This window comes from Richelia sinica FACHB-800, from assembly GCF_014698825.1.
GTDB lineage: Bacteria > Cyanobacteriota > Cyanobacteriia > Cyanobacteriales > Nostocaceae > FACHB-800.
Genome location: NZ_JACJTT010000008.1, coordinates 65,280 through 91,249, shown reverse-complemented (window position 1 = coordinate 91,249; position 25,970 = coordinate 65,280). Strand labels below are relative to the sequence as shown.

The following is a 25,970-nucleotide window of genomic DNA, read 5'->3' as shown; positions in this document are numbered from 1 at the left end:
CTGAACTCCTGAACTTCTGAACTTCTGAAATCCTGATTTCCCAAATTAAAAACAGCCACGAGCTATATTCGTGACTGTAGATGCGTTGATAACTTAAACAATCAACTAGGCTATGGTATTAAGCCTTAGCTAGATTTTCTGCTGCAAATTCCCAGTTAACCAAATTATCTAAGAAATTTTTGATGAATGCAGGACGAGCATTGCGGAAATCGATGTAATAAGCGTGCTCCCAAACATCCAAAGTGAGCAGGGGCTTTTGTCCGTGTACTAGGGGATTTTCTGCGTTTGGTGTTTTGGTGACTTTTAATGTACCACCGTCATCAACCAACCAAGCCCAGCCACTACCAAATTGAGTTGCCGCAGCGGTGGAAAAAGCTTCTTTGAACTGGTCAAAACTACCAAAATCTTTATCAATTTTTGCCGCCAATTCACCTGTGGGAGCGCCACCACCTGCTGGCTTTAAGGAACTCCAGAAGAAAGTGTGGTTCCAAACTTGAGCAGCGTTGTTGAAAATTCCTGCTTTGGCAGAGTCTTTGAAGGAAATTTGGATTACTTCTTCCAAGGACTTATCAGCTAGTTCTGTACCTTCGGTGAGTTTGTTGAGGTTATCTACATAAGCTTTGTGATGCTTGCCATAGTGATACTCAAAGGTCTCTCCTTTCATACCATATGATTCTAGAGCATTAAAATCGTAAGGTAGGGGGGCTTGTACGAATGCCATTTGATGAAATCCTCTCTTTACGGTTTTCTAGTTGAAAGCTATTGCCGAAGCTACGGAAATTACAGGTTTTGTCTGTATTGGTTTTATATCACGAATATCGAATATAAAACTTAACATTGTTATTTTACTACCAAAGTGTAAATTCGGATGAAATAGTCTGCCAATTCGGCAAATTATTCTGTTTCGGTCTGTTGGCTTGGACAAAGAGCAATATTTCCAAGTTAGATAATTCTGTGTTCACCACAATTGCACTTGATTATTCAGTGAAAAAGTCACTGGTGGTGGCGATATTTTTGCAATGAGAATTGCCTGAAAATTTACTTGGGGCTATTAGTTGTGAATCCCCCATAGATAAGGGGATTTTGCAAATATAATTTCTTCAGCTATAATTGTTGTTTTAATAAATTTTAAATAATCAACTTAAACGTAGTAATTAATTTTTTTGAGTAGTGATGTTTTTAAGTAAAATTCAAAAAATATCTCTATCTAGAGAGGGTATAAAAATAGCTTGAATACGCTGTGTATTGATTTTAGGGATTAATTAAGATGCAAATTTTTATTATTGCTAATAATGGTGAGTACATCATGACTCACCAACAAAATTGTCTAGGTTGTGGGGCTGAGTCAATCCATGAGTAATTTAACTTCACGCCAATGGGATTGACCTATAACTCAGCGATCGCATTCCTTACAACTGAGACAGCCGCTCTTGGTAATGGTGGATAATTTTTTGAGTGACTTCTGAGATCGTCAGTCCATCTGTTGTAATTTCAATGGCATCCTCGGCTTTACGCAGAGGGGAAACAGTGCGGTTACTATCTTTCCAGTCCCTGGCAGCAATATCTTGCTCTAGCTGCTGTAAATCAATTATCGGTTGTCCTTGCTTTTGAAAGTCTTGCTGACGGCGACGTGCGCGCTCACTCACAGAAGCATTAAGGAAAATTTTCACTTCAGCATGGGGAAAAACGTGAGTACCAATGTCTCTCCCTTCCGCTACTAAACCACCACGTTGACCCCATTGTTGCTGCTGTTTGACTAGTGCTTCACGTACTGAACTTAAAGCAGCGATCGCAGAAACTTTGGATGTTACCTCAACGGTACGAATAGCTTGAGTTACATCTGTACCATTAATTTTAACTTGGACGGGAGACTGGAGGCTTTGAGAGGGGGTTAATTCAATTGTGCATTGGTTCGCTAATTCAGCGATCGCTAAACGACCACTTTCGCTGATTCCCTGCTCATCATCAATGACTATTCCTGCTTGCAGCACCAGCCAGGTTACAGCCCGATACATAGCTCCCGTATCTAAATACACTAAACCTAGTGCTGTTGCAACTTGGCGAGCCACTGTAGATTTACCGGCCCCTGCTGGGCCGTCAATAGCGATAATCGGTTGGCGTTGGTGTAGCTCGTCAGAGACATCGCGCAAAATAATATTATCAATTAAGCGTGTAGAACCAAGACGAGCAGCGATCGCTATCATTCCTTCCTCCTGAATTTCCTCTAAAGACATTAAAGTAGTTGGTTCAACCAATTCAATATATTCAACAAATACATTGTTGACTTTGGCTATTTCTTGCCGCACCAATGCTATTAAATCGCTACCATTACGCACGCCAGCACGAAACGCGGCTTCAGCTTGCCGTAAACTGCGAAACAACACTGTTGCTTGCTCTTTTTCTGTTGCAGTCAAATATTGATTGCGAGAACTTAAGGCTAGACCAGATGGTTCTCGAACTGTTGGACAAGCAATAATCTCTACTGGCAAATTTAAATCAACTACTAAGCGTTTAATAATCGCCAGTTGCTGACCATCTTTTTGTCCGAAGTAGGCTCGGTCAGGCTGTACCAAGTTAAATAGCTTGGTGACAATCGTCGCTACTCCCTGAAAATGACCCGGCCGAAAATGACCACACAAGCCAGATATCATAGCAGATGGAGGGATTACTTGTGAAACCGGAGTTTCTTCTCTACTTTTCTGACCAATTCCCATCACTTCCGGAGTCGGTGCAAAAATGGCATCAACTCCTGCCTGTGCACAAGCCTGATAATCTTGTTCTAAGGTGCGGGGATAACGTTGATAATCCTCATTGGGGCCGAATTGCAGAGGATTGATAAAAATACTCACTATAACTGTCGAGTTTTCTGTTCTAGCTCGTTCAATTAAATTTAAATGACCTTGATGCAAATTACCCATGGTGGGTACTAGACCAATGGTGTGATAATTCCACCTAGATAAACTATCTAGCGTAGTATCGCCTTGATATCCTAACGAGCGACGTTCCTTTAAATAGCAGCGTAAAGCCGCAACTGTTGTCAGCAGGCGCACAAAATACCCCTAGTTCTTTTCAATCCTCTCCCCCGTTAGTGTATATCTGAAACTGGGAGATGAGGTGGATGAACTAGGGGAATATAGGTGATAGTGAAGAGCGAGTAATGAGTAGGGAGTAGGAAGTGGCAAGAGAAATGACAGTTAATATTCAATCCTTCACTTTTAACCGTCAATATTGCCTTTATCTTCCCAAAACCTCGATTTGTACTGGTGCAATGCCACTGCCCATCATGCCTAAAATACGAGCGGCAGCAGCAGAAAGGTCAATAATTCGGCCCCCAATGTATGGGCCTCGGTCATTAATTCTGACGACCACAGAACGACCGTTACGGGTATTAGTAACTCGAACTTTTGTTCCCATTGGTAAACTGCGATGGGCAGCTGTGAGTGCTTCAGGATTAAATCTTTCACCGCTAGCAGTAGCACTACTAGAGCCATCGTAGCCGTACCAAGAAGCTATGCCTTTAAAGTTGATTTTTACCCCACCAAAGGATATTTCTTGGGGAAACTTGGGAAGAAGAGTTGTTGTGCGACTGGGTAAATTCGCGATCTCTTTCAGGGGAGAAGCATTGCCTATCAGTCTCCGCAGCCGATTAGCGGCTTGTAAGGCATCTTGTGCAAGATTGTTGGTTGTATCTGCTAGGCGGGTGATTTGGTTGATTTCCACCAATTCTTGACCGTTGATTTTGATCATGAAGCGATCGCCTAGCTGTTGTTGGTCAGAGGAGCTTTTGCTTTTAGCTTGCTTGTTGACTAGAGAATTGCTTCCTGTTTGCCAACTGACGGTTATTTGGCTCGCATCCACATTGTTCTGGATCAGCTGATTAATTCTAGCTGCTAAGACACCAGCTTTGGATACTGGGTCATCATCAACGGAGTTGGTTTGGCTGGTTTCACCGACCACACTCCCAATACTGGCTACCTTGGGTGAGTTGCTATTAACAAGGGTGTACGACTGCACACCCTGAGAATTGCCTATAGCTCCAATTTTAGTCTCCACTCTAGAAACTGGTGCAGAACTCAGGAAGGTGAGTACAGGAATGTCTCGGATGAATAGGGTTGCCGCTTGCCTACCTCCCACGCTGTGAGAATGAATTTCAGTCACCACAGCATTGGCAGTGGAATTTCCTGCGGGGGTCTGATACTCTCCCACTTTGACTACATCAGCTGTAGGCAATTTTTGAGAGGTAAGAGCAGTTCCCTTGGTAGTTTGAGCACGTCCCACTGAAGGGAGTCCCAAAACAGCCGTTGACAGGGCGACAATAGTCCACAAATGTCTTTGATTCATGCGTCCGATTTTAAAGCGACTGTAGAACTGAGGTTTCATGATTCGCGGGTTTTTCACCAGTGAATAGTGATACCCCCTTAAACTCGAACTCGTTCCGCTTTCACTTTGTATTCATAACTGCAACAGACTAACATGAAGTTTTTGGCTTGGGGATCAGGGTTTTAGCGTAAGTCTTGGTTCGTTGACTAAATTTATGGGTTCCAAACAGGGGTGAAACCTGTTTCAATTGAGAATTTTGGCCATGTAGCCTTTTTTTTGTTTACACACCCATTTCTTATGAAAACTTAACAATTGCTGAGAGCAAGATTACACAAAAAATGTTGAAATTTTCTGAGCATCAATTCAGTATCTAACGTAAATAAAATTACTAATTATTTTTTGTATTAAATATTGTATTTTTTCATAAAAATACAGTAAATATAATGAGGTTAATCAAATATAGTCATTTGTGAAATTCAAATATCTTGATAATCAAGACTTTTTATTTTTTGTATTACAGAAATACTACACTTAATTTTCAATAATCACTACTTGTGTACACTGAAAAACACTTTTTTATTTAGAAATATATATGTATATATTAGATGTAACGACTTAAGTATTTTTACTAAAATCAACATTATGGGAGTGCGGTAAGTATTTTTTCTCATCGTCAGCAAAGTAATAATGAGACAATAAAAAAATGGTGAGAATAGGATATTTATTATTTTTCTAAGTAATAAAAGCTACACATGCCTCACTTAACCACTTGTATGATGTTTTAAATCAAGCTGTCTGCATTATGGAAAAATCAGGAGAGTTAGAATCAATACCATCAATATTTCCAGACGTTCTCCAAGATTTGTATTCTAAGTACAAATCGCTGCAAGCAGGTGCAGTAGCGAACTATATCCCTGAATTAGCTAAAGTTAATCCCAACTTATTTAGTATCTGTATTGCTACTGTAGATGGACAAATTTACCAGGTTGGTGACTATCAACAGTTATTTACTATCCAGTCAATTTCTAAGGTGTTTGTCTATGGATTAGCACTAGAAGACCATGGACGGGACTATATTTTAACAAGAGTGGGAGTAGAACCCACGGGGGACGCATTTAACGCTATTATTCTCGATGAACAATCCAAGCGACCTTATAACCCGATGGTCAATGCTGGGGCGATCGCTACCACTAGCTTAATTAAAGGTAATGGAGCGACTGAACGTCTCAACCGCTTATTAGAGATGTATCGTCGTTATATTGGACGTGATGTATTTGTAGATATTTCTGTATTTACTTCTGAGCGCAGCACTGGACATCGTAACCGGGCAACTGCTCATTTGATGTTGAATTTTGGCATGATTGACCAAAATATTGAAGAAGCACTGGATTTGTATTTTCAGCAATGTTCGGTGATGGTCAATTGTCGGGATTTAGCAGTGATGGCAGCAACTTTGGCCAATAAAGGTACTAACCCGGTGACAGGGGAACAAGCTGTAGATAGTGATTATATTAAGGATATTCTCAGCGTGATGCACACCTGCGGTATGTATAATTTTGCAGGTGAATGGGCTTATAAAGTAGGAATTCCGGCTAAAAGCGGTGTGTGTGGGGGAATTATTGCAGTTGTTCCTAATCAAATGGGCATTGGTGTTTTTTCACCGCTTCTTGATTCGCGAGGTAATAGTGTTAGAGGAGTGAAGGTCTGTGAAGAATTGTCTCAACGTTTGGGCTTGCATCTGTTTGATTGTCGCCACAAGTAATCATTGGCACATGAGAAAAGTTCTGTAGGGATGGGTGATAGGCTGAATGGGTAATCACCCTCTTGAATAGTGGGAAATAAATGATACAAATAGAGATGCAAGGAGTGTCACCCCATCTTTTTAAGAGGGGTGAAACTACCAAAAATGGCGTGTGAGAAAATGCCAATGTGACCCCCAAGCTAGCGATCGCTTGACGTAATATTCTTGATGTAAATTTTCGGAACCAAACAAAGGCGATCGCTCAATTGTCGATTTTGGACATGAGGCGATCGCCTTTGCCTATACTTCTCTCTTCCTCATATAGCGGTAGACAAGGGAGACAAGGAAAGCGAGACAAGGGGGACAAGGGAGACAAGGACGAATATCTTTTTTTTCCTCCCCCTCACCTCTACTCTTTCTGTCACCTGTCACCTGTGAACTGTCACCTTCTATATAGCTACTGCTGGACGATGATGTAGCCAGGGGTTAGCGGTTTCTAATTGTGCTGCCAAACTAATTAATGTCGATTCGGCCGCGGGTTTGCCGATTAACTGCACACTGATGGGTAAACCATTGCTGTCAAATCCCGCAGGAATAGCGATCGCTGGTAGTCCCGTGGCATTAGCAACCGGACAAGGAGCAATCCAACGAATAATATTTTCAAAGGTCTCTTCTGGACTCAAATCTGCCCAGACCCCTACTTTGATGGGTGAATGTAAATATACAGGTAAGACCAACACATCTATCTGGTCAAAAAAGGCGACTATTTGCCGAGACAGTATCTGCATTTGGGCTACTGCTTGCAAATACTCCCCAGCAGACCCAGTTCTCGCTAATAAAAAGCGATTTAAAGATTGTAATGCTTCAGCGGGTAGCCCAGATGCACCAACGGAAGCTTGCCAGACGATTTGGAAGGGTTGGACTAAATCGGTCAAATCAAGATGCTGTTCTGTAATCTGGTGCCCAAATTGTTCTAATAATTTGACAGTTTGCAAAACACCTTGTTGACAGTTAGGGTCTGCATCTCCCAAGGGAGGAACGCTGGTACTAAAAGCGATGCGTAAGTTGCTGAGTTTTTCTTGGGTTGCAGCGAGGAATGAGGGTTGAGGTTGGGGTAACCAATAGGGATCACCGGTTACATAACCAGACATGACATCTAACAAAGCTGCTGCATCAGCCACAGTCCGACCTATGGGGCCATTGGTAGCAATTCCTGCCAAGCGATCGCCTACAGGTGCATGTGTGACTCTCCCTCTCGCTGGTTTAATTCCCACCAAACCACAACAAGCCGCAGGGCCACGAATGGAACCACCTCCATCGGAACCTTGGGCTAAAGCACATAGTCCTGCGGCAACTGCTGCGGCTGCACCACCACTGGAACCACCGGGAGTGTATTCTAGATTCCAAGGGTTTCTGGCTGGGGGAAATCCATAGGGTTCAGTGTAAGGATAGGAACCCAATTCCGAAGTAGCGGTTTTTCCCAAGAGAATAAATCCAGCGTTTTTAATCAGGGTAACTACCCCATCATCATAGGTAGGGATATTATTTAGCAGTGCGGGGTTGCCATAGGTACAAGTTACACCGGCTACAGCGTTCAAGTCTTTGATGGAAATTGGTACGCCAAAAAAGGGCGGTAGTTCTGAGGTGGTGGTGAGTAATTCGGTTTTGGCTTTGGCATCAGCGATCGCTAAATCTGCTGTCACCGTAAAATAACTGCCCAATTGAGGATTTAAACGTTGTATCCGTTCTAAATAAATTTCCACCAACTCTAGGGGGGAAACTTCCCTACGGCGGATTAATTCCGCTAACTCTAAAGCTGGTGTAAAAGCTAAATCCGTTGAATTCATAACAATAGCCCAAAGGTAGGAATCGTTTCTCTGTCAACATCACAGGCAAAGTAGTTTACATGGCGGAAAATACTTTGATTGTGTCCAAATATTGGCGGGTAAATCCTCTACATGAATTTATTTGCACTAAATGTATACAAAATTTATACGGGAACTCTATCAATAAACCATACCCTCTGGGTAGTTTTTAGAAATAAGATGAAACATATAGGTATTCGTAAAAACTAAATTTTTCCAATTTCACGTCAGCATTGCATTTATGTAGATGGTCAAAATTATTATTGCTGATTTTAGTAATCCTGATTTTTTTAAGTGACCGCTCTAAAATTTAATACATTTATATCTAGGAAATTCAGATCATAACTTTTCTCCCATTAACTTTAATATTTTCTTAAATCAGTTAATAATTCCCGATGCTGCAATTTAGTGACTGAATAATTCATTAATATCTCATGTCAAGTATGACTGATTACTTATAATCTCAATACTAGGCTAATTACTTATTTCTGGAATCACAATTACCAATCTATCTCAGGATTGATAAGTGTTAACAAAGACTAAATATATTAGTTATTAGTAGTAGATAAATAATTTAGGATCTCAACTTGGCATGATAATTATGACCTCAAGCATTTTCAACTTAGTGCTTGTGGTAGAGAGAATCTGGTTGAGCAAAGGATTACATTTAATCAATATGCAAGCAGTTATGCAGGGTGTCTGACACTATTTTTTTGTCTCATGGAGTAACAATTAATATGAACAACCAACCATATAATCGTGGTAGTGGCAGGTAGCTTTTCTCATCTTACACTTCAATTACTAATGTCAAAAACTGCATCTTTTGTAAGCGCAATAATTAGAGTTAGTGGCTCAATTATTTTCAATTGTTTTAGTTTTTTACATGGGTGTAAGAAGTGAGAATTTACCTTAATTGTCTAGTCAGTCTCACAAGGTAATTACCTGTTAACGCCCTTGTCAGTCTACAGATTATACCAAGAGCGATCGCATTTTGCCGAGTGCGATCGCTTCAACAATTTCATCCCACTCAACAGACTTATAGCAGGTGACAGGTAACAGGTGACAGGTGACAGTGCTAAAAGCCTTTTGCTGTCTAAGTTTTATTGTTAGTTAATGTCCTAACCGCTCTGTCCATTGCTATAAACTAGATTTCTGTCCGTCAAAATTTCGTAACCTGTCTCTGTCACTAATACAGTATGCTCAAACTGAGCAGAAAGAGCATTATCGACGGTGACTGCTGTCCAGCGGTCAGATAAAATCCGCGTAAATTTTGACCCAGCATTTAAAATTGGTTCAATCGCTAAAGTCATTCCCGCACGTAGCTTGACATTGGGTATTTCTGGAGTGCGGTAATTAAACACTGCTGGTTCTTCATGTAAATTTCTACCCACACCATGACCAGTAAATTGTTCCACTACACTAAAGCCATTAGCTTTCACATAGTCTTCAATGGCCCCGGCAATTTCATTTAAATGTACGCCAGCTTTAACTTGTTCAATACCTTTATAAAGAGATTCCTCTGCTACGCGAATCAGTTTAGCAGCTTCAGGAGATACTTCACCCACAGCGATGGTTATACAGGAATCACCATGAAAACCTTGATAATATGCACCAGTATCGACTTTTAACACGTCCCCAGTGCGAATGACTTTTTTCGGGCTAGGAATTCCATGTACCACTTCATTGTTAATACTAGAGCAAATGGAAGCTGGAAAACCGTGATATCCTTTAAAACTGGGAGTTGCACCCATTTCCCGAATGCGCTTTTCTGCATGAGCATCTAAGTCAGCAGTCGTCATTCCTGGTTGGACTAACTCAGCAATTTCCTTGAGGACTGTAGCCACAATTTTCGCTGATTGTCGCATGATTTCAATTTCGCGGGGCGATTTAATCTCAATACCGCGCCGTTGTTTTTGAACTGGTTTTGGCTGGACTGGTTGAGAAAGTAGGTTAGAGAATATGTTCATGGGAAATTTAGTAGTTACTGGCGCGTGAGCAGAGAAGTATTAAGTTTTTTCTAGCTTTGTTGAGAAATAATATCTATATTTAAGTATATTTAAGTTAACGTATTTTTGCCAATTAAAAAAACCTCCTCTTCCAGTAAGTGATGATCTTGAGTATTGACAGAATGAGGAAAATTAGACTTTGACATAACTAACTTACGAGTATTTAGTTTTTAGTATTTTTATCTTCTTAGCTGTCAGGAGTTATTCACTAATCTTAATATCTCCTGTCATGCCTGCTTCTGTGTGTCCAGGGACTGTGCAGCGTAGTCTATAGGTTCCAGGCTTGAGGGGTACAAATACCCATTCTGCTTCTGCACCGGGTTTTAGTTCTAGTTCACGAATCGCACCTTTGATTTCGACATTTCCTGCTTCCACTTTTTGCGTCCAAATGGCATCAGCAAAATCTTTAGCTGTGAAGTAATGTTTTAATTGACTAGGATTAGTGAGGCGGAGTTTATAGCGTTTTCCAGAAACGAATTCTAGGTGATTGGGTAAAAATTTCAATTCATTAGCAGCATTACTTAAACTCACGGAAATTTCTGTGGGTGTTTGTTTTAAGATATCACTGGATAAGTTAGCGGCTAAAGCTGGATTTATTGCTAAAAGACAGAAAGCAGAAGTAATTAGAGCAAGAATAAAAGATTTTATTACACCGTATTTACAGTCTTTTTCGACTGTATAGGCTTGGTTTGTGATGTTTATTTTCCATTGATAAATGGGTAAATATGTATGTTGATAAATATTTGTGAGTAAGTTTTTCATGGTTCGTATCTCTGTGATTATAAATATTTTTTTGTGATTAAACAATAGCTAAATTTAAGTTTTTAAAAAATTAAACGCTGGTAATTTCCATTTAATATAAATTTTTGATTTAAACTCAGGACTTATACATAGACTAGGAAAAATATGAGTTTTAGATTGCTTCCCTGCAATTGCAATGACGAAAATAGGTGAATTTTGCATAAGTCCTAAAGCTGAAAGGTCATATAATTTCGATAATATTCAGTTAAGACAAATTAGGCTAGTTTAAAAGATAGATAAATTCAGCGAAATCATTTATTGATGATGTTGGGTTTCCTTGCGTCAAGCCAACCTACATAATTGATGTTTTTGACTTTTACTAAACACACAACAACTTACTACCCTAGATGCTTATGGTTGAAATTTAAGATGATCAAACCATAGTTTGCAATGGTTGGAGTCAAGCCAAAATCGGTAATTAAAATCCAAAATTGGCTGACTCCTAAATTATTACCTGATGCTTTGTAGTTCTGCGACTTGTGGGCCTGCTGTGACTACAACAATTTTATCAGGATGGAGTAACTCCCGTGCTGCTTGGTTAACTTGAGACAGGGTTACTTGCTCGATTTTTTGACTAAAGGAGAACAATTCTTTTTCATCTAGTCCATACACTTCATTCATGAGAATTCTGTGTGTGAGTTGTTCTGGATCAGCCAAAGACACATTGTAATTGCTAATTAAGGTACGTTTGGCTAGGTCTACTTCTAGGTTGGTAACTCCTTGTTGATGGATTTGTTGTAATAGTTTGCGAGTGCTAGCGATCGCTTTGCTGGTATCCTCAGGACTAGTCTGCATCTCGATGAGAAATGTGCCTGTATTCTTGCTAGCTAGGAAATTGCTATAAATGCCATAGGTTAATCCTTGGCGATCGCGTACTTCTGCTCCTAATCTACTAGATAAGGTATCACCACCCAAAATTTGATTCAAAATCATGGCGGCATAGAAGCGTGGATCTTGGCGTTTAATCCCGGTATACCCCATATAGGTGATGGCTTGGACTTTCCCTGGTAAAACTGGGTTGAGGTTAACTACCTTCTCTGGCATGTTAACTGTGGGATATGTTAAGTCTGGAGGCTTTCCTTGGACTTGCCAGTCACCAAGCTGTGCTTGAATCAGCGATCGCACTTTTTCTACATCAAAGTCTCCTACCAAAGCCAATACCGTTGTATCTGGACGGTAATGTTTTTGTTTGAAGTCTAGGACATCCTCATGGGATATTTGCTTGATGCTTTCCTCTGTGGGCAGGTTATGTAATGGATGTTTTTGCGGATAAATTGATTGCAAAAAAGTCCGATTTGCTACTTTATCCGGGTCATCTAATTCTGAGTACAGAGAAGTTAAAGCTTGCTGGCGAGATAATTCTAGTTCCTTTCCAGGAAAAGTGCTATTTTTAACTACATCCGTTAAAGTTTCTAACAGCACTGGTAAATCTGAGGCTAAACTCACACCTTTAATTCTCACCCCTTCCCGATAGGCGGCAAATTCCAAATCAGCCCCCCGGTCTTCCAAAGCTTTGGCAATGGTAAGCATATCTTTGGTGGTCGTACCATTCATTAAGTTATCTGCTACCAATGCGGCTAGTCCACCTTTATTTTTGGGGTCAAACTCTGGCCCGGCTTTAATATAACCTCTCAAAGTGACCGTTGGGGTGCTTTTATCTGGTAATAACAACAACCGTAAACCGTTAGCAAAGGTGTATTGCTGCGGTGTGTTCAGTTGCCATTGGCTATTACTTTCTTCCACCTTTGGCAAGTATTTCACCATTTCTGCCGGGACTAGGGGTGCACCACCAGCAAATTTTTCTTGGGTGAGAGAAGGGGTAGATTTGTCCGCAGATTTAGATTCTGGTTGTGTTGGTTCAAACCTACCCACAACCCTTGTTTCTGGTTTTAAATACTTGTTGATTACCTGGATGACATCGGCTGCTTGTACCTGACGAATGCCATCTAAATAGCGTTCTGTGTAAAGGTAATCACCAGTAGTAGTTTCATCAGTACCTAATTGCATTCCTTGGCTGTTGATGTCTCGGCTATTTAAAATTACCGATGCCAAAATTTGGGTTTTTGCCCGTTCTACTTGGTCTGATGTTATACCTTTTTGAGCCAGTTGGGCGATCGCCCTCGTCAAACCTGTTTCGATGTTCTGTAAATCTTGATTTAGTCCTGGTGTGACAGAAATATTGTACCATCCACCTGCGCGTAAACTACTCAAACTTCCTGTCACATCACTAGCTAAACCAGATTCCACTAATTGATGATAGAGATAAGAGTTTTTACCCGCACTTAATATGTAATCCATCACACTCAAAGCTGGTATATCTGGTTCCTTGATATTGGGAACTGGATAGACAACTTCTAATAGTGGATTTGTCCCTGGTTCTTTGAGGACTACAGTCGAGGAAGAGGTAGCAACCTGAGGTACAGCAGCGGTGGAGACAGGGGAAGAATGATGATGATTAGCAATTTTCCCAAATACTTCTCTCACTCTATTTAAAGTTGGTGCAGTTTGAAAGTCACCTACTATCACCAGTACAGCCCGATCTGGACTGTAAAATTCTTGATAATATTTTTTTACTTGATCAACGGTGAACTTTTTGACATCAGCTTTAGTTCCACCTACAGGTAAGCCATAGGGATGTTGGGGAAATAAAGCCCTCATCACAGACCGGTTGAGGCGATATTCTGGGTTATTTTCGTACCCTTGCAACTCAGAAATAACTACCTGTTTCTCACTCTCTAACTTTTCCCGATTAATGAGTAAGTTTTGCATTCTGTCTGCTTCTAAGACCAGTAATGCTGGCAGTTTTTCCCGTTCCGCAGTGTTGTAATAGGCCGTTTGGTCGTAGTAAGTGAAAGCATTAGAGTCACTGCCTAAGGCATTAAACAACCTACCAAACTGAATGGGGCGGCTGTTTGTCCCTTTGAACATCATATGTTCCAACTGGTGGGTAATACCGTTGATCCCCACTGCTTCATCTCGTGACCCGACTTTATACCATACCTGTACTGATACTACAGGGGCAGTATGTACTTCTTTGGTCAGCACTGTCAGACCATTAGCCAGCACTGTCTTCTGTACATTGTTATTCTGGGTAGTAGTTGTAGATACTAAAGATTCTTGATGATTACCCTGAGTTGAGTGAGGGAGTTTATAGCTAACAGCAGAATCATGATTGAGCAAAAACATGACAATTAGCCAAACACTCAACACTATGAATGAAAACCGATGTTGATGCACTCTGGAAAAAACAGACATAAAGATTTACTTAGTATGTAATTTTTATTACATACAAATAAATTGGCTTTTGATTGTAAGTCTGGAAACCCTGGTAAATTCCAATGAAAGGTTATTATACTCGCGAGAGTATATTAATCATAATAGTAGCAAAATTAACCTAATTTCTGTAAAAATCGAATAAATTCCAAGGGTAAGCCATCTGTATCAGCAATAAAAGCTACTTCCAAAATGCGATCGCCTATTTGTTGTTGTGTTGGTTCTAACAGTATTTTCAGCGGTTGGATTAATTCTGGTTGGGTTGTAGCGGCTTGGGTAAAACTAGCTTTTAAATTGTTTAGCCACAGAGATAAATCAGCAGTAATGGTAGTGATATCAAAAGAAAGATGATAATAACCTACATAATGCTCATCAGCAAAGGCATCTGGGGCTGGTTTAGGCTGGGGGATTTGGATTAGTTCAATGCGGCTATCTAATCCTTCCAACCAACAGGCTAGAGTGTAACCTGTAGTAAAGTGATCGCATACAGTAAATCCTAACTGTTCATAGAAAGCGATCGCTCGATGAATATTCGCCGTCCGAATTGAAGCGTGGTGCATGATTTACTCCTGAGTCCTTAGTCATTAGTCACGTGCCCATGACCAATGACTAATCACCCTACTCAAATAACCTGAAATAAGGGTAACGTATCGGCACCCCAGGCTCCTTATCTAAATCAAAATTAATCACTTCCCAGCAAGGTTCCTCCGTCGAATCAGGACTGAACTCTACTGGTAATCCATATAAACGCGCTGCTGTAGATTCCGGCTGTCCCGAACGCCAAGGCGTACTACGCTCCAAATAACCGCTCATTAGCTCCTGATAACGTCGCGCAATCACTACCTTGGTGGCTCGATAGCCTTGAGTATACAGCTTATCTAGCGCCTCGTGAATTTCAAATCGAATCCCATCAGGATGGGTGTGTTGACGATACCATTCCCCATTCCATCTACGCCAGTGACGGCCAGATTGTAGATGGATCAATTCTCCTGTGTCAGGATTTGCCTCAAACGCACCATGACGCGGACAGAGATAGGTATCCGTCAATGTGAGCGCAGGAATAGTTTGGCGACAGTGAGGACACTGTATTTCCGGGCCAAATATCGGGTACTGCAAGCCTGGATTCATCATGAAGTGGTTACAAACATAGTTTTGTCTTCACCAGCACCAGTAAATGTAATAATACACTTCGGCTCTGTTACCTAAGGTTACTTGTTCACTACCGCACAGCAACATAATTGCAGGGGGAACAATTATCACCATAGCCTGAACAGACAAGTCAGACCACGTGATATCCTGGTTTTGCAACCAGCCGCAAAGGTTGGAGTTTTTCCAGTGTTCCTGGGTACCATATCCATATTCTATCGTGTCTACCTCTTCTTACTGGACATCTCCTGATTTTTCACCAGCCGCCTTTATCGCCTCTAACGCGGTCGTTGTTGGTTCCGTTAAAATAGCAGCCGGAGTCAGCATCTGGTATGGCGCAGTGGTCAGAGGAGATGTAGAACGCATTGAAATCGGCGAATCTACAAACATTCAAGATGGAGCCATTTTACATGGCGACCCTGGTCTGCCCACAATTCTAGAAGATCATGTCACTGTCGGCCATCGGGCTGTGGTACATTCAGCCTACATAGAAAGAGGCAGTTTAATTGGCATCGGTGCAACAATTTTAGATGGAGTGAGAGTCGGAACAGGCAGTATTATTGGTGCAGGGGCAGTTGTAACGAAAGATGTACCGCCTTTTTCTTTGGTAGTTGGCCTGCCTGGGAAAGTAGTTCGTCAAGTGACGGAAACTGAAGCCGCAGACCTGATAGAACACGCCAAAAAATATCAAAAACTCGCCCTTGTTCATGCTGGCAAGGGAACTGATCTAGGTTTTAGAGTAGATGACAGGTGATACTAATTAAAAATTAAAAATTTTAGCTTTTTCTTATGTTCCTGGACGAGAGCGAAGATGATCGGGTATATGATGGCGATCGCCTAATATTTCTAACAAAGGGCCATTAACGTCAAATTTGAGCATACTGACCGACGCAACCAAAATATTTACCCGATAGCGATAGCGTCCTAAATCAATTCCCAGTAAACTGCACAACAAAATGCGAATCGTGGCCTTATGGGAAACTACTAAAACATTACCTTGGGGATGTTTTTCTTGAATTTCCGCAATTACAGGCATCGAACGGTTAGCAATATCTACCGCTGTTTCTCCGCCGATGGGGGCATTCCAAGCAGGTTCTGTTAACCATTTTACGTAGTTTTCGGCGTAATTCTCTTGGGCGAAGGATTTACTCTTAGTTTCCCATTCGCCGTAACTACCTTCTCTGAGTCCGTCACGCAACTGCATTTCCAGACCGATAGCATCACAAAATGGCTTGGCAGTTGCAATTGTGCGCTTCATCGGGCTAACATAAACTGCTTCCCACTGCAATTTCTTATAAACATCGGCAAAACTCTGTGCCATCTGTATCCCTTCGGATGTCAACTCCGCATCGGTTGCACCGCAGAAATTACCACTTTGACTAAAAGTAGTTTCTCCATGACGCAGTAAATATAAATTGAGTGTCATAGCTGATATGGCAATTGGGATAAAAGAGTTTGGGCAACGCCCAAATTACCATCATTCTCCATAACGAGAATGTCACGGCAGGACAGAGTAATCAACCAAAAAAGTCAATCAACCACAATATTCCCCATTCCCGTTGATTGATATTCATGATTCTTTACAATTGAATTTGGAAAAATTGCCCACTTCGGCTAAAAATAAAAATTGAGAACTGTTGACAAAACTTTAATTTTTACTTAACAGAAGGTTTCTAGATATGGACATCGATTTTCGTGTAGTGATTGTTTTAGCACCCATCGCTGTTGCTGCTGGTTGGGCTGTGTTTAATATTGGCGCTGCTGCTTTAAGACAAGTTCAAAATTTCTTGAACAAAGAAGCTTAAACTCGGCTTGAATTGGTATTGGGCATTGGTGGCTGGGTAATATTGTTATTAAAATTACCCGCTGCCAATTACCAATTCCCTACTATCACTTACTTTTTGTGAATATCGATTCCTTACTCCAACCCTTTCAACATTTTGGTGTCAAGCTAGGACTTGAGAGGAATTTTCAACTCCTAGCTCACCTCGGCAACCCCCATGAAAAAATTCCTGTGATTCACGTGGCGGGTACGAATGGGAAAGGTTCTGTCTGTGCTTATCTTTCCTCTATTCTCACTGAGGCAGGTTATCGCACAGGGCGTTACATTTCTCCCCATTTAATAGATTGGACAGAACGCATCTGCATTAATGAACAGCCAATAGTTGCTGATGAGTTGTGTCAAATAATACTACAAATTCAAGATGCCATTGACCCTAAGGAAGAATCACCGACTCAATTTGAAGTTATTACTGCGGCTGCATGGCTATATTTTGCTCAACAGCAAGTAGATATAGCAGTGATGGAAGTGGGACTGGGGGGCAGGTTAGATGCTACTAATGTTTGTTCTCAACCCTTGGTGACGGTCATTACTTCCATTAGTCGGGAACATTGGCAACAATTAGGGCCGACTGTAGCTGATATTGCGGGTGAAAAAGCGGGAATTCTCAAACCTGGATGTCCTGCGGTATTAGGGCCATTGCCACCAGCAGCAGAAAAAGTAGTGCGATCGCGTGTTTTGGAATTACAATCTCCTCTCATCACCCCTCAGCCGTCTCATCCTATCCAACCAGGATGGGCAGAATATCAAAAAAATTTTTATCTTTCTTCGGCAGATATTGATAAATCAGCAAATTTCCCATCAATTCAATATCCATTACCCTTACAGGGTCAAATTCAATTAACTAATTCTGCCTTAGCTTTAGCCACAATTGAAGTATTACAGCACAAAGGTTGGCAAATTCCTGAATCAGCCATCATCAATGGCATGGCTAAAACCAAATGGCCAGGAAGAATGCAATGGTTGATGTGGCAAGAACATAAGTTATTAATTGATGGCGCACATAACCCAGCCGCAGCAACAGTTTTACGTGATTATGTCAATGGTTTAATAGCTGCTTCTCCTTCTCCTTACGTGACCTGGGTGATGGGAATGTTAGCCACAAAAGACCATGGTGATATTTTTCAAGCCTTATTGCAACCAGGTGATCAATTATATTTAGTTCCAGTCCCCGATAGTAATTCCGCTGCTACTCATGATTTAGCTGATTTAGCAAATGAAATTTGCCCTCAACTCAGCCTGTGCAGCACCTATGGAGATGTATTTTCAGCTTTAGATGCTGCCTTTGCTAAGGAAAATAACCTAGTGGTTCTTTGTGGTTCCCTTTACTTACTGGGTCATTTTTTGGGTCAAGTCAATTCCCGTTAGCAACTAGCAAATAACAGATATTGAATATACATCTGATGCTCACTAATGCGTGTGTTTTGACACCCTTGTAGAGACGTGACGATGGCGCGTTTCTACATTGATTTTCACCAAATTTTCATTAATTTTTGTGGGGTAGGCAAGATGCCTACCTCTTCAACGAATTAGCAGCCCATCAGATCATTTTGGTGAAATGCCCCTAACGATTATTCCATTGTTGGGCAGCATCTTCTACGGCTTTATCTACTGTTTTTTCACCCAACATAGCCGCTTGTAAATTTTCGTAAATCGCCTTTTGCAGCAGTTTTAAATCTTTCAAGCTGGGTTTTAATATTTCCGCTTGCTGTAGTTGTTGGGCACTAATTACCCTAGCCTTTTCCACCGTTGTGGCAGTTGCAGGTACATCCTTAAAGTAGCTATCGGACAAAGCTTTAGTGGTTGATGGCAATACATTTGCTGCTTTGGCAAAAGCTAGTTGATTTTCGTCATTGGTTAAAAACAAAGCAAATTTCAAGGCAGCATCAGGATTTTTGCTTTCACGAGGAATAACAACATTCATCACTGCCACATTTTTCTTCCCTGTGTCTCCTGTGAGTTGGGGTGCGATCGCTGAAGCTTGAGCCACTTTAGGTGCATTATTAGCAATAGTCTTGAGAAACTCTGGCCCAGAAGCTAAAAAAGCTGTCTCTCCAGCTTGGTATAAATCTATTGCTTGGCGATGTCCTTGTGTTAGCACTTCCTTCGGCAGTAACCCTTTTTTATACAAATCTACCCAGTATTGGAAAGCAGCCTTCCCTTGAGGAGTGTTAAATGCTGCTTTTCCCTCACCATCAACTAAGGTGACACCCATTTGCACAAAAGACTCCAACACCTCACCAGAGTCTTGAGGCACAAAGGTGGCAAAAAAAGCATATTTGCCTGTTTTATCTTTGATTTGTTGTGCCACTTGCGCCAATTCTGCGTAAGTGGCCGGTGGTTTAGTGATACCTGCTTGTTTCAATAAATCAGTGTTATAAATAGTTAGTCTCGTTGTGAGATACCAGGGAATGCCAAAACTTTTACCATTCAGGGTACTGGCTTTCCAAATATTAGGTAAGTAGGAGGAACGAACCTGTTCAGAGACTTTTCCATCCAAATCTAACCAAGCATTTCGACCCGCTAACTGAGACGCAAAATCTGGATTGAGATTTACCACATCCGGTGGCGTTTTTGCGGAGACAGCTGTTAAAATCTTGTTCTCCATGGCTGTCCAAGGCACATCAACCCATTTAACTTTGATACTTGGGTTCTGTGACTCAAAGGTGGTAATTAAGCTTTGGAAGTAGTTGGTAAATTGAGGTTGCAGTTGCATCGTCCAAAACTCAATATTTGCACCTGTGGCAGATGTTTGTTTGGAATTCGAGTCAACATTACTAGTGCTACAACTTACAATCCAGCTACTGAATAAGCCCAGTAATACCCAAATTATAAATTGTTTGAATTTTGGCAATCGAATCATTGTGGTACTAGTTTGTGAATTAATCGGGTTTTTCCAACTGATTTTGCAACAATTTTAAATGACTACTTGATTTGCGTCGCTCGGTACTATATAGATTACTTGGTAACAAAATCACTCTGAATTAGTATTAAAATTTTCCATTTAGCAATCTAGCGGGTAAAACTGTTGTGAAAGCCATAAGTAACTTAAGTAGTCTTTTTGGTAAATCCAATAAAGGAGTTGGCATTGAACTTGCGCCCGAACGAATCAATATTGTTCAACTACGTAAGCAACGCCAAGGCGTAAAATTGGAATCTTTAATTACAGTGCCAGTACCAGAGGGCATGATGGTTGATGGTCAAATTAGCGACCCTCCTGGTATGGCACAAATCATCCAACAGGCCATAGCAGAAAATCAAATCAAGGCATCTCGTGTGGCTACATGTGTGCCAGGACGAGATGCTATTGTCCGTATTATCCCTGTGCCGGCAGAGTTGGATGATAAAGAGTTGCGGGATATGGTTTTAAACCATGAAGCAGCTTTATATTTGCCCTATCCTCGTGAAGAAGCAGATGTAGACTATCAGAAACTTGGTTACTTTGTAGATGAAGATGGCATCGAAAAAGTACAGGTATTATTAGTTGCTACTCGGAAGGAGGTGACGGAAACATATCTTAATACATTTGGGGAAGCAGGATTAACTGTTGATGTTTTGGAAATTAACAGTTTTGCCTTAATTCGTACTATTCGAGACCAGTTAAGGTTATTTAGCCCCCAAGAAGCAGCGGTATTAGTTGATATTGAATTTGATAGTACAGAAATTGCCATTATTATCAATGGTGTGCCGCAATTTTCTCGGACTGTACCTATTGGCACCTATCAACTACAAGCAGCCTTATCTAGGGCTATGAACTTACCAGCAACAAGGGATATGGATATGTTAATGGGAATGACAATTCCTTCATCCCAACCTGTAGATGGTAATAGAACAGGTATGACGGGAATTAATCCCGGTATGGTGGCAATTTTGAAAGTTTTGGGGGAATTAGCTGACGAATTGCGCCGTTCCATAGATTTTTACTTGAATCAAAGTGAAAATTTAGAAGTAGCTCAAATTCTCTTGGCTGGACCTGGGGGTGGACTGCAACAGCTAGACGAATTCTTGACCCAACGATTAAGTTTGCCAACTACCCAAATAGATCCGATTAGTTCTTTGTCATTGCAGGTAGATACAGATAAATATCCCCAAGTCAACCGTCCTGGTTTGGGGATAGTGCTTGGTCTAGGAATGCGGGAGGTGTGAGGATATGTATAGTTTAGAAATTAATTTTCTGAAAGACCGGCCTGGCTATCTGAAAGAATCAGAAAGCAAGGTTAAACAAAAAGTTGATTTAGGGAATTTAACACCTATCTATATAGGAGTTGGGGTAGGTGTAATTTTGCCCACAGTAACTGGGTTGGCAATGTTATTTTTGCAACTAAAAACCGGCGAAGTCACTCAGACAATAGGACAAATAGAAGCAGAAACCAAGGCATTAGATACTAAAATTGGCAACATTCAAAAAATCAAAGGTGAGTCTAAACGCATTCAAGGGGAAACAACAGCGTTAGTCACAGTATTTGATCAAATTCGTCCCTGGTCAGCTATGTTACAGGATTTGCGCGATCGCATCCCTGCCAGAGTGCAAATCGAAAATATCAAGCACGTACCAGTTGATTTGCGAAAAAGCTCATCTCAAAAAACAGATACACCCAAAAATTTACCTGGTGATATAGTAATCGAGGGTTTTGCACGTAATTTTGCGGATGTCAATGACTTTTTATTGAGTGTAGAACAATCTAAGTTTTTGGATGGTACCACCAGTAAAATTACTAATGCCGAATTAGTAGATGCCCCAAAAGAAGCGTTTACCATACCCAAAAATAATCAAAGTGGCCAGGATAAAATTAAACCCCCCAAAGTGGTTAAATATACTATCAAAGCTTCTCTAAGTAATGAGCCTGCATCTGATTTAATTCAAGAATTAGAGCGCAAAGGTTCCCTTGGACTAGTAACTAGGCTTCGTAATATCCAAAAAATAGGAGTCATTGCCAAATGACACTCAGTAGCGATGATTTAAATTTTGCCGAACAAGCCTCAGGGTTAGAACAATCTTCCTCCCCAGGCTTTCCCGTAATATTTGGTATAGCTTTTACACCACAAATTATTGGTGGGTTAGCAGGTGGAATTGGACTGTTAGCTGCTGGTTCCCTAGTTCTGAATCTGATTATGCCAGCATGGGATAATTACCAACAATTGCTCACCAAAAGCAACGAATTACAATTACAAGTCACCCAAAAGCGAAGTCAAGCGAAACAACTAGATAAAGCAGAAGCAGAGTTAGCCACTGCTAAACAACAGCAAACTCAAGTATTAGCTTTATTTGCCAATGAACAAAGCTTAGATACTTTACTAATCGATACAAATCGACTAGTAGAATCAACTAATGCACGAGTTCCCCGTAATGCAGTGCGCGCTAAACTGAAAAAATTTGTCCCCATTACAGAAGCGCCAGAAATTATTACTGATGGTAGTTTTGGCAACGAAGTAGACAGTAAATTAAAGCGTAGCATCGTCGATGTGGAATTAGAGGGAACCTTTGAGCAAACGCAATCTATTATGCGTAATATTGAGCGGTTACAACCTCTATTAATTATCAAAGACTACAATTCCCAATTAGTACCACCAGAAACATCATCAGCCAACGATAAAGACAAAGTGGTACTAATTGGGCCAGGAGCTATAACCACATCTTTTAAGCTCCATGCTTTGATGCCACTAAGTCCAGAGGAGGCAAAAGCAGAAGCAGCAAAACTAGAGGCTGCTAAAGCGAAAGATAAGAAAAAGAAATAAAAATTATCTAGCAAAACAACACCAAACTAGTTCCTAAAACTTCCACAAGCATCTACAAAATATCTAATTTGTAGTTAAGCAACTCAACTAACAGTAACAGAATTTTATTTGTTGTGAGGAATGGACTGTGAAACAGTTTCATACTAATGGTTTAATAGCAGGCACATCTGCCGTTTTATTACTAGCTGCTCAACCAGCATTAGCGCAAACTACAGAAATTACTGAAGTAAAACTAACTCCTGCTAATGGTGGCATTAGTTTGGTTTTAAATACTGCTAATGGCTCTCGTCCGCAAATTTTTACCACTAAACGTGGTAAGTCTTTAGTAGCTGATATTATTAATACTCAATTACGTATCCCTCAAGGCAAAAACTTCCGCCAAGAAAACCCAGTGTCAGGGATTGTATCAGTAGAAGTTAATCAACTAGATTCCAACAGCGTCAGGTTGATAGTCACTGGCAGCAACGATGCACCCCAAAGTCAGCCATTGATGCGGAAGGACAACAACATTACCTTCGGTTTCACACCTTCTACTAACACCATAGCCTCAGCACCACCGTCATCGCCTCAAGAAACTACTAGCGCCAACCCAACCACTAATACTAATAACACTGCCCAAAAACCCGATGTACTGGTACCTAATCCACAAGTAACCATTGACGGTAAACCAGCACAACCATCTGGACCGGGACAGACTTACAATGTTGCTCCTCCCTTCCTTCCCAGAGCAGTTGCTCCACCAGTGGGAGATATTTCTGTAGCCAATATTGATGCGTCTCCCAGCGTCATTGATTTGGGTACTCAAGAAAGAGTACCCCGGTTAGTGTTAAGAGATGCACCAGTGCGAGAAGTTTTATCATTATTGGCCCGTGCTGCGGGGATGAACGTAGCTTTTGTGGGAGGAGAAGAAGAAGACCAAAAAACTCAGAGTAGTGCAGAGAAAGGTGATCAACAGATATATCAAAAAATCTCCTTAGATATTGAAAATGAGCCAGTGCAAGATGTATTTAACTATGTCTTGCGTCTGAGTGGTTTAGAAGCAAATCGTAGTGGAAGGACAATTTTCGTAGGGCCAAAGCTCCCCAACAGTACCCGCGACATCGTTATGCGAAACTTGCGACTAAATCAAGTTACAGTGGGTGTGGCTTTAAACTTTTTAGTCGCCTTGGGTGCAGAAAGTGCAGTTAGCCGTGAACGCTTAGTTACCAGTGTGAACGCTGTACCCGTAGGCGGTGCGTCTACAACAGCAATTACCCAAACTCAGACAACTACAGAAAGAAAAATCGAAACTCAAAGAGTAGAGTATAAGGATTCAACGCCTATATTGAGAGGTTTGCAAGCATCTGGGGATGAGCGGACAAATTCTGTGACTTTGGTCGGCACTCCCAAGCAAGTGGAAATGGCTGTAGCCCAATTGACCCAACTTGATATCCGCCGTCGCCAAGTGGTTGTGAATGTCAAGATTATTGATGTTAACTTATCAGGAGTTCAAGACTACAACACAAGTTTCTCTTTTGGAGTTGGGAATAATTACTTTGCTGTTGATGGTGGTGCTGCCACTTTTAACTTTGGTGGTTCTAGACCAGCTACTGGTACAGAAGTATCAAATAGCGTGACTGAAACTCCTGTTACTGTTAATCCACTGGGTAGTGCTAATGTTTTTCTTAATCCGTCTAATCCATCTGGTCCATCAGGAGTAGCAGGAGTTAATTCTGATCCCAAAACGGCAGGTATTACACAGTTCACGCCTGGAACACCTGGAACTACCACTACGCAAATTGTACCCACAGCAATTAATCCTGTCACTGGTGAACCCACAGGTTACGGCTTCCAAACAACAACAACTGCTGGTACACCTGACAGATATACCTTAGAGTTACCAACTTTATTTCAATTCCCCAAACGTTTCCTTGCTAGCTTGCAAGCACAAGTCACTAGTGGTAATGCAAAAATTCTCACTGATCCGACCCTAATTGTACAAGAGGGTCAACAGGCAGTTGTTAACTTAACCGAGCAAGTTGTAGGTAATATTAAAAACGAAATCACCTCAAGCAACAGCTTAACCACCCAGACTTTCACGGTTGAAAAAGAACAAGTAGGTCTAACTTTAGGTGTAAAAATAGAGCGGATAGACGATAACGGTTTTGTTTCTTTATCTGTTTCTCCCTCTGTTAAAGCTCCTCAAGCAACTCAACAAGTGAATCTTATAAACAATTCCACCCAAACCATATTTTTGGTCTCGGAGCGTTCTCTACAGTCTGGTTTAATTCGTCTGCGAGATGGTCAGACACTCATTCTCTCAGGTATTATTCAAGACCGCGATAGAACTACTGTTACTAAGCTACCCATCTTGGGTGATTTACCATTAATTGGTTCTTTGTTTAGACAAACCAACAGAACTAATGAACGTAAAGAAGTAATTGTCTTACTGACTCCTCAAATCATGGATGACTCGGAGCGTTCTAGCTATGGTTATAACTACACTCCCAGCCCTCAAGTTAGGGAAATGCTGGAACGTCGAGGCGTAAGAACACCTAATAATCGTTAAGTGAGTAAATACCCGAATTTTTGATTGATACCAAATCGAAAAATGTTGGCAACAGATGATTGCCCCACCCGCGCTATCGTGCACCCTCCCCGCCAGCGGGGAGGGTTGGGGAGGGGTTTACTCAATGTGTTGGTTGCTTTTGGAGAATTGGTATGATTCGGGTATGGAAAACTCAACTCAGCATAAAAAAAGGAGTCTAATTTAGACTCCTCAAACAACAAAAGTTAGTTCAACAATAACTATTTGATGGTGACTTTACCACCAGCTTCTTCAATACGCTTCTTGATGTCTTCAGCAGCTTCCTTAGCTACACCTTCTTTCAAAGGCTTGGGAGCAGCTTCTACTAAGTCCTTAGCTTCCTTCAGACCTAGACCTGTGATTTCACGAACAATCTTCAGGACAGCAATCTTCTTGTCAGCGGGTACAGCTTCGAGAACTGCATCAAATTCGGTCTTCTCTTCAGCAGCTTCGGCAGGAGCAGCAGCTACAGCGCCTACAGCAGCTACAGCAACGGGAGCAGCAGCACTAACACCAAAAGCTTCTTCAATTTGCTTAACTAATTCAGCAGCTTCTAGCAAAGTCAAAGATTTTAATTGTTCGAGAATTTGATCGGTTGCAGCAGACATTGATATAACTCCTAAAGAATTTTGAATTTTGTGTTGGTAATTGGTAATTAGAAAAGATATATTACCTT

General features: G+C 41.1%; 20 protein-coding genes. 8 read left to right on the top strand and 12 right to left on the bottom strand.

Features of this window, described 5'->3' with window-relative positions:
• Positions 1-118: 118 nt before the first annotated feature.
• The 3 genes from H6G73_RS08840 to H6G73_RS08830 form a co-directional block, all read right to left on the bottom strand.
• Positions 119-721: a superoxide dismutase [Fe] gene (locus H6G73_RS08840; RefSeq protein WP_190603404.1), complete on the bottom strand. Its 603-nt coding sequence runs from the start codon at positions 719-721 to the stop codon at positions 119-121.
• Positions 722-1,409: 688 nt separating this feature from the next.
• The gene (locus H6G73_RS08835) at positions 1,410-3,050 is read right to left on the bottom strand and encodes a bifunctional pantoate--beta-alanine ligase/(d)CMP kinase (RefSeq protein WP_190603402.1); all 1,641 of its coding nucleotides are present in this window, start codon (positions 3,048-3,050) and stop codon (positions 1,410-1,412) included.
• A gap of 184 nt (positions 3,051-3,234) precedes the next feature.
• Positions 3,235-4,341, bottom strand: coding sequence for a septal ring lytic transglycosylase RlpA family protein (locus tag H6G73_RS08830; protein WP_190603520.1), 1,107 nt, complete (start codon positions 4,339-4,341; stop codon positions 3,235-3,237).
• Between the two features lie 781 nt (positions 4,342-5,122).
• Between H6G73_RS08830 and glsA the strand changes: the two genes are divergently transcribed.
• Positions 5,123-6,082 (top strand): glutaminase A, encoded by a 960-nt coding sequence (glsA, locus tag H6G73_RS08825; protein WP_190603400.1) that lies wholly within the window; start codon positions 5,123-5,125, stop codon positions 6,080-6,082.
• 428 nt (positions 6,083-6,510) lie between these two features.
• Here the strand turns inward: glsA and H6G73_RS08820 are convergent, their stop codons facing one another.
• From H6G73_RS08820 to H6G73_RS08795, 6 genes are all read right to left on the bottom strand, one after another.
• On the bottom strand, positions 6,511-7,908 hold the full coding sequence (locus H6G73_RS08820) for an amidase (protein ID WP_190603398.1): 1,398 nt from the start codon (positions 7,906-7,908) through the stop codon (positions 6,511-6,513).
• 1,136 nt (positions 7,909-9,044) lie between these two features.
• Positions 9,045-9,893, bottom strand: coding sequence for a type I methionyl aminopeptidase (gene map, locus H6G73_RS08815; RefSeq protein WP_190603396.1), 849 nt, complete (start codon positions 9,891-9,893; stop codon positions 9,045-9,047).
• Between the two features lie 240 nt (positions 9,894-10,133).
• Positions 10,134-10,694 (bottom strand): cupredoxin domain-containing protein, encoded by a 561-nt coding sequence (locus tag H6G73_RS08810; protein WP_190603394.1) that lies wholly within the window; start codon positions 10,692-10,694, stop codon positions 10,134-10,136.
• 489 nt (positions 10,695-11,183) lie between these two features.
• Positions 11,184-13,988 (bottom strand): M16 family metallopeptidase, encoded by a 2,805-nt coding sequence (locus H6G73_RS08805; protein WP_190603392.1) that lies wholly within the window; start codon positions 13,986-13,988, stop codon positions 11,184-11,186.
• A 134-nt stretch (positions 13,989-14,122) separates the two neighbouring features.
• On the bottom strand, positions 14,123-14,566 hold the full coding sequence (locus H6G73_RS08800) for a VOC family protein (protein ID WP_190603390.1): 444 nt from the start codon (positions 14,564-14,566) through the stop codon (positions 14,123-14,125).
• Between the two features lie 58 nt (positions 14,567-14,624).
• Positions 14,625-15,134 (bottom strand): TIGR02652 family protein, encoded by a 510-nt coding sequence (locus H6G73_RS08795; protein WP_449314287.1) that lies wholly within the window; start codon positions 15,132-15,134, stop codon positions 14,625-14,627.
• Positions 15,135-15,372: 238 nt separating this feature from the next.
• Here H6G73_RS08795 and H6G73_RS08790 point away from each other — a divergent pair, with 238 nt between their 5' ends.
• Positions 15,373-15,906 carry a gamma carbonic anhydrase family protein gene (locus tag H6G73_RS08790; RefSeq protein ID WP_190603386.1) on the top strand — a complete coding sequence of 178 codons (534 nt, stop codon included), beginning with the start codon at positions 15,373-15,375 and terminating at the stop codon, positions 15,904-15,906.
• 33 nt (positions 15,907-15,939) lie between these two features.
• Here H6G73_RS08790 and H6G73_RS08785 read toward each other — a convergent pair whose 3' ends face one another.
• Positions 15,940-16,578: a histidine phosphatase family protein gene (locus H6G73_RS08785; protein WP_190603384.1), complete on the bottom strand. Its 639-nt coding sequence runs from the start codon at positions 16,576-16,578 to the stop codon at positions 15,940-15,942.
• A 253-nt stretch (positions 16,579-16,831) separates the two neighbouring features.
• Here H6G73_RS08785 and H6G73_RS08780 point away from each other — a divergent pair, with 253 nt between their 5' ends.
• Both H6G73_RS08780 and H6G73_RS08775 read left to right on the top strand, forming a co-directional pair.
• Entirely contained in the window at positions 16,832-16,957 is a 126-nt protein-coding gene (locus H6G73_RS08780; RefSeq protein WP_190603381.1) for a photosystem II protein Y, read from the top strand.
• Positions 16,958-17,055: 98 nt separating this feature from the next.
• Positions 17,056-18,360 carry a bifunctional folylpolyglutamate synthase/dihydrofolate synthase gene (locus H6G73_RS08775; protein ID WP_190603380.1) on the top strand — a complete coding sequence of 435 codons (1,305 nt, stop codon included), beginning with the start codon at positions 17,056-17,058 and terminating at the stop codon, positions 18,358-18,360.
• A gap of 196 nt (positions 18,361-18,556) precedes the next feature.
• On the opposite strand, the gene H6G73_RS08770 is transcribed toward H6G73_RS08775, so the two are convergent.
• Positions 18,557-19,855: an ABC transporter substrate-binding protein gene (locus H6G73_RS08770; RefSeq protein WP_190603377.1), complete on the bottom strand. Its 1,299-nt coding sequence runs from the start codon at positions 19,853-19,855 to the stop codon at positions 18,557-18,559.
• A 167-nt stretch (positions 19,856-20,022) separates the two neighbouring features.
• Here H6G73_RS08770 and pilM point away from each other — a divergent pair, with 167 nt between their 5' ends.
• From pilM to H6G73_RS08750, 4 genes are all read left to right on the top strand, one after another.
• Positions 20,023-21,138: a type IV pilus assembly protein PilM gene (gene pilM, locus H6G73_RS08765; RefSeq protein WP_390839477.1), complete on the top strand. Its 1,116-nt coding sequence runs from the start codon at positions 20,023-20,025 to the stop codon at positions 21,136-21,138.
• A gap of 4 nt (positions 21,139-21,142) precedes the next feature.
• Entirely contained in the window at positions 21,143-21,934 is a 792-nt protein-coding gene (locus H6G73_RS08760) for a PilN domain-containing protein (RefSeq protein WP_190603375.1), read from the top strand.
• Positions 21,931-22,728 carry a pilus assembly protein PilO gene (locus tag H6G73_RS08755; protein ID WP_190603373.1) on the top strand — a complete coding sequence of 266 codons (798 nt, stop codon included), beginning with the start codon at positions 21,931-21,933 and terminating at the stop codon, positions 22,726-22,728. Before H6G73_RS08760 ends, H6G73_RS08755 begins: the two co-directional genes overlap by 4 nt.
• 127 nt (positions 22,729-22,855) lie before the next feature.
• Positions 22,856-25,276 carry a type IV pilus secretin family protein gene (locus H6G73_RS08750; RefSeq protein WP_190603371.1) on the top strand — a complete coding sequence of 807 codons (2,421 nt, stop codon included), beginning with the start codon at positions 22,856-22,858 and terminating at the stop codon, positions 25,274-25,276.
• A gap of 239 nt (positions 25,277-25,515) precedes the next feature.
• Here H6G73_RS08750 and rplL read toward each other — a convergent pair whose 3' ends face one another.
• Entirely contained in the window at positions 25,516-25,902 is a 387-nt protein-coding gene (gene rplL / locus H6G73_RS08745) for a 50S ribosomal protein L7/L12 (protein WP_190603369.1), read from the bottom strand.
• Positions 25,903-25,970 lie beyond the last annotated feature (68 nt).